Here is a 4,143-nt window from a genome sequence, read left to right on the forward strand (position 1 = left end):
GTCGCCTTGCGCGTCTCAAAGCTGCAGGTCGCGAGCAGTCGCCCGTTCAAACCACCACGCCGCGTTCCACACGATCTCTGCCGTCGCGCCTCGTTTCGTTCACAAATCCGTTCACACACAGGAACGGTGGCACCAGTCGGCAATCGCGCGGATCGTTAGCTACTTCGACCTGAAAAAGTCTGGGCGTGGCGGTCCCTGAGCTGGGGATGTGTAGACGAGAGGATGGCCTCGAACCCTTGGATAGAAGGGATCGAGGCCATCGTGTTTCGTACTGTAGGCGATCAGGTGTCGCTTTGGGAGGCAGTGCTTCCTGCGGAGTTGCTGAAGTTACCCGACGAGTTGGCGCGAATCGATGAGCTGCTCGATGATCGGGTGTTCTTCGCCCCGTTCGTGCCGTTCTTCGATCCGCGGATCGGGCGTCCGTCGACGCCGATGGAGACGTATCTGCGGTTGATGTTCTTGAAGTTCCGGTACCGGCTGGGCTATGAGTCGCTGTGTCGGGAGGTGTCGGATTCGATCACCTGGCGGCGGTTCTGCCGGATTCCGCTGGACGGGTCGGTGCCCCATCCGACGACGTTGATGAAGCTTTCGACCCGTTGTGGGCCGGCTGCGGTGGAGGGGTTGAACGAGGCGCTGTTGGCCAAAGCAGCCGAGGCGAAGGTATTGCGCACGAACCGGGTTCGCGCGGACACCACGGTGGTTCCGGCGAACGTGTGTTATCCGACCGATTCCGGGCTGCTGGCCAAAGCGATCCGCCGGATCAGCACAGCTGGACAACGGATCCACAACGCTGGCGGCGGCGTGCGCACGACGCTGCGGGACCGCTCCCGCGCCGCGGGGAAACGGGCACACGGGATCGCGGCGAAACTACGGTCGCGCAGCCAGCTGGGCCGCGACCAGGTCAAAGACGGTGTGCAGCGGATCACCGGTGAGCTCGCCGATCTGGCACAGGCGACCGCGCGGGACGCGCACCGCTTGTTGATCAATGCTCGAAGGGCGCTACGCCGAGCACGGGTCAAGGCGGCTGAGCTGGCCAAGCAGGGCGCACACGATGCGGCCGCGGGACGGCGGCGTGGTCGGCTGGCTCGCGCCGCCAATGACCTGGCGAACCTGCTGGAGGTGACCGAGCAGATCATCGGGCAGACCAGGCAACGCATCGCCGGAACCATCCCGGACGGAGCCAGCCGGGTGGTCAGTCTGCATGACCGTGATGCGCGGCCCATCGCCAAGGGCCGGTTAGGTAAACCGGTCGAGTTCGGTTACAAAGCCCAGGTTGTCGACAACGACGACGGCATCGTTGTCGATCACGATGTGCAGGCCGGAAATCCTGCTGACGCACCACAATTGGCCCCAGCAATCCAACGGGTCAAAGACCGGGCCGGTCACCCACCCCGCACCGTGACCGCCGACCGCGGGTACGGCGAAGCCGCCGTCGACGACGCCCTCACCAAGGTGGGTGTGCGCACCATCGTCATCCCCCGCAAAGGCAAACCCGGAAACGCCCGCCAACAGGTCGAACGAGGGCGAACCTTCCGCCGAACCATTAAATGGCGAACGGGATGCGAAGGTCGGATCAGCACCCTCAAACGCGGATACGGCTGGGACCGCACCCGCCTGGACAGCCTCGAAGGAGCGAAAACCTGGACCGGACAAGGGATATTCACCCACAACCTCACCAAGATCGCCGCCCTCACCGCCTGAACCCGGCATCCCGACGAGATCAACCACCATTGAGGTATGACAATCCGCCACCCACTCAGCCACCACCAGGGCGATCAGGGTTTTTCAGGTCGAAGTAACTAACGATCGTTTTGGTTACGGCCTTGCGTTGACTCATCGTCAGTCCCATCGTTCGGGCCTAACCAGCGATGCGTCAGCTGCCAGGTAGGCGCGCCGTACGCGCGCACTCTCAGGTGAGGCAACGAAGAGGGCCAGGCGCGCATTTTTGATGAGCCTCTTATCCCTCCGGGGGACGCCTCGCAGGCGTGAAAATGGGGTCAGGTCGCCTGCCGACGCAGTTGTTGACGTGGATCTAGACCGAAGTTCCCCCTGGTCTGGTGACGTGTTTGGGTGTTGACCTGGGGTTTTGTGGTTTGGTGGTGTGGATGTACTGACTACGCCAGCCCGTGTCGGTGGGAGACGCCGAGTAGTTCGAAGGCTTGGCGCTGCAGTGGGGTGGGGGCGGTGATCTTGGTGAATGCCGGCATGTCGTCGGTGGGCTGAATCTGGTTGGCGCAGATGGTAGCCAGGTCGGCGAGCAGGCTGGTGAAGCTGTGCACCGGGGTGCCCTCTGGAGTGCGTTTGCGGGCAGCTTTGGCCAGCGCGGCATCGGAACGTTGGGCCGCGGCGACAGGGCTGGAGCGTTTGGCGGCTGCGGCGGGTTTGTCGTTGTCGTGAAACAGGATTGGGGCCAGGGCCCGTTTCATGTGCCAGCTGATGTAGTAGGACAGCATGCGCATGAACATGTGGGCGCGGACCCGGTCGGCCAGCCGGTGGCGGATGGGGCGGACGTCCAGTTCGGTGTTGAGGGTGCGAAAGAACCGCTCGACGTCTTCGAGTCCCTTGTAGCGGGCCACCACATGACCGTCGGCGAGAGCGGGTTCGGGCAGGCTGGTGCGCAGCACGTAGATGCCGTCCAGCGCCGCCTCGGCGGCGATGGTGTCCTGGTTGCGGGAGACGCTAAACGCCTCGTCGGTGATCTCGGTGTGAAAGTGTTTGGCCATTTTGTAGTGGTTGATCACCTTGCCCACCCGCAGGGCGATCCTGTCGGTGCCGCGCAGCGGGCGGCGCTGGCGGTGGGTGGCCGCGGCGATGGTGTTTAGTTCTTTTTCGGTGGCGGCGAGCAGGTCGTCGCGTTTGCGGGTGCGCTCGGCGGCCAGGGCGGGGTTGCGGCAGCACACCAGCCGCTCCCCGGGAAAGTCCGGCGAAGTGATCTGGACCAGATCCTGCTCATCGAACAGCGACAGCTGCAACGCTTCGGCCTCGACAAGGGCCTTGATTTGGGGGGCACGCAGCGCCGAAATCCAATCCAGCTCGGCCGGGCGCAGCTCTTCGCTGATGCGCGCGTTGGTGAGCATGCCGCGATCGCCCACCAAACAGACCCGCGTTAACCCGAACCGGCCCTTAAGCTTTCGGATTTGCGCGGTCAGGGTCTTGGGGTCGGCGGTGTTGCCGTCGAACACCTCGATGGCCACCGGCACTCCGGCAGTCGAACACAACAGCCCGTAGACGATCTGTAGCCGGCCTTTGACTCCGTCACGGGCGTGCCCGATCTTGCCCAGCGGGCAGGTGCGGCCCTCAAACGCCGCCGAGGACACGTCGTAGAGCACCAGCGTCCCATTGGCCAGATGCCGCTCGGCTAGGGCGCTTTCGATGACATCCTTGCGGGATAGCAGCCAGTCCATCGCCGCATTCAGGTCATCCTCGTCACAACTAGACACCCCCAGCACCTCACCCAGCGAAGTGGTTGCGGTCTGTGTGCGCAGCCCACGGGCGAGCGCCAGCTTCGAGCCCGGCGCGATCACCTGGGCCACCAGCATCGCGGTCACCAGATCGCGCCGCCGCGAGGGCGCGGGGCCGATCAGCTCCTCCAACCCGAGTTGGCGCGCGGTGCCCAACACCGCCGTGACATGCCCGTGCGCCAGGCTGCGGCCGATCTCAAACGCCTGCGCCAGATCCACCGTTGCCGACGCGCCTTTGAGCGCCCGCGCGAGCGCCTCCACCTTGGGCTCGGGCCAGCGCGACAGGTTGGCCAGGGTGCGGGTTTTGACCTTGCCTTGCTCGCGGTAGCTTTCCCGCAGCAGCACCGCCGGCGGTGACCCGCGGTTCGGCACCCGCGTCACATACATGTTTACTTTATATCACCCAGAAAGCATGAATATGGCTAATTCCATGAAGGACACGCCGCACCAGTCTCGCTATTACATGATTACACATCCGCGCTTCGGGGATACAGAACACCAGCCCACAACGGCCGTGCAGGATCAGACCGGCCCCAGAAGGGGGAACTTCGGGCTAGCCCGCACATGAGCTTGGCGCCGGGGCTTCGACCTAGCACTCACGGGTTTGTCTTGAGTTTTCAGGCTGCGTTGAGCGGCAGTCTGGCGGCGTTGATGTAGTGCGTTACGTGAGTATCGATGGTGT

Annotated in this window: 2 protein-coding genes; one reads left to right on the plus strand and one right to left on the minus strand. The window is 64.1% G+C overall.

Annotated features, from left to right (window positions below; all coding sequences use genetic code 11):
- The first annotated feature begins 261 nt into the window (after positions 1-261).
- A complete protein-coding gene (locus ACLP9N_RS01380) occupies positions 262-1,701 on the plus strand; it encodes an ISNCY family transposase (protein ID WP_442405715.1) in 1,440 nt (479 codons plus the stop codon).
- Between the two features lie 413 nt (positions 1,702-2,114).
- Here the strand turns inward: ACLP9N_RS01380 and ACLP9N_RS01385 are convergent, their stop codons facing one another.
- Positions 2,115-3,848 (minus strand): IS1634 family transposase, encoded by a 1,734-nt coding sequence (locus tag ACLP9N_RS01385; RefSeq protein WP_442405716.1) that lies wholly within the window; start codon positions 3,846-3,848, stop codon positions 2,115-2,117.
- Positions 3,849-4,143 lie beyond the last annotated feature (295 nt).

This window comes from Mycobacterium sp. (assembly GCF_052144515.1).
Taxonomy (GTDB): domain Bacteria; phylum Actinomycetota; class Actinomycetes; order Mycobacteriales; family Mycobacteriaceae; genus Mycobacterium.

Excerpts from the sequence above, each read along its gene's own strand:
- ACLP9N_RS01385 (WP_442405716.1), bottom strand. The coding sequence starts at position 3,848 with ATGTATGTGACGCGGGTGCCGAACCGCGGGTCACCGCCGGCGGTGCTG.